Below are 1,401 nucleotides of genomic sequence, written 5' to 3'. Positions count from 1 at the left end.
CGTAATAGGTCGGAAAACGCCCCATGCGTGAGCGCGAAATCTTTTTGGTGATGGCGAACACAGGCTATGAAGGGAGTGATCCGGTTCGTTCCTTCGCTGCGCGCGAGGACGCAGACGCGTTCGCCGCAAAGTGCAATGCCTACGACGCGTCATACAAACGCGCGCCAGACATGGACGCGTCTGACGCCGAGTGGGAGCAATGGCAGAAAGAGGATCGCAGCTGGGAGCTGGAACACCCAGCCCAGCCATTTATCCGACGCTTCAACTACGACGTAATGCCTCTGCGCTTCACGTCGCGCCGCTAGGAAACATGAAAACACATGCGACTTACTATAGCTAGTTCCTCACTTGCGGCGATGCTGCTCACGATGCCAGTACATGCACAGGACGCGTTAGGCACAGTAGATCAAACGGAGACTTCAGCTGCTGCAATCGTGGTGTCCACACTTCGGAAGGAGCTTGCCTGTGAGGAGCGTGGCATACGTGGACTAGACGCGGTTGCCAATGGGCGAGCAGCGCTTGGTATCCCGGCCAATGGCGACGGAGTATCCAAATCGAGATTTCTACTCATGCACACCACTAAGTGGTCAACGTTCTACGACTATGGAACCGACAACACGCCTGAAGACGTTTTTTCCGATCTCGGTTCATGCGAACGTGACGCTCGACAGAAAGATGCGGAGGATCGTATTCCAGATATCACCGGAGAGGGTAGAGCTGTATCTCACTATGCTTGTGAAGCGATTGAGACGCCGGATGAAGAGTCGTGGGTCTCAAGGCTGATTGCTCGACGCAATTGCAGATTTGCGCAAAACGACCACTAAAACATCGGAAAACGCGAAATGATGAAGAGAAATTTTGAAGGCGGTCTGGTGGTCGGATTCGGCCTAGGCGCGAGCACGGTCATGCTCGCACTGGCTGCTTGCATCGGCTCGAAACTGGTAATGGGTTTGGGCGCTGCCGCGATTGTCGCGGGTATCGCGATGGTCGCCTCGCTGTCCCGCGTCGCCATCAAGCGTGGCTAGGAAAACGCCAATGAATTTCGGAATTCTACCCATATGGTTGCTCGTCGGCGCGTGTGCGGTTGCAGCAGGCGTCCCCTCTGATCTTGTTGCAGTTGGAGTTGCAGCGGGCTTCGCACTCTCTATGCTCGCTGCTACCCGTCAGACCAAATTCCTGCCTCCAGCGCTCGTCGCCGCGTTGCCTCCGCTATGGCGATATGTCCTCACACCTATTGCACTTGACGGGTCTCAGTTGCAAGACGTGTTCGGGAAAATAGCCGCGCTTGCCTCAACTCCTACCTGCTTTTACGCGGCTGCGGCTATGTCCGGCATCGCATCGTGGATGCTCGCGATTAAGTGGCTGCACACTGGCAAGGCATAGACAACGGAAAACGCTCGC

At 55.9% G+C, this 1,401-nt stretch carries 3 protein-coding genes; all 3 read left to right on the top strand.

Annotated features, from left to right (window positions below):
- Window positions 1–23 precede the first annotated feature (23 nt).
- Window positions 24–305 (top strand): hypothetical protein, encoded by a 282-nt coding sequence (locus LDO54_RS33180; RefSeq protein ID WP_224016225.1) that lies wholly within the window; start codon window positions 24–26, stop codon window positions 303–305.
- 264 nt (window positions 306–569) lie between these two features.
- Window positions 570–824, top strand: coding sequence for a hypothetical protein (locus LDO54_RS33175; protein ID WP_224016223.1), 255 nt, complete (start codon window positions 570–572; stop codon window positions 822–824).
- A gap of 18 nt (window positions 825–842) precedes the next feature.
- Window positions 843–1,025 (top strand): hypothetical protein, encoded by a 183-nt coding sequence (locus LDO54_RS33170; protein ID WP_224016222.1) that lies wholly within the window; start codon window positions 843–845, stop codon window positions 1,023–1,025.
- The last annotated feature ends 376 nt before the right edge of the window (window positions 1,026–1,401 follow it).

The organism is Paraburkholderia tropica, from assembly GCF_914484835.1.
GTDB lineage: Bacteria > Pseudomonadota > Gammaproteobacteria > Burkholderiales > Burkholderiaceae > Paraburkholderia > Paraburkholderia tropica_A.
This window is presented reverse-complemented; position numbering and strand designations above follow the sequence as displayed.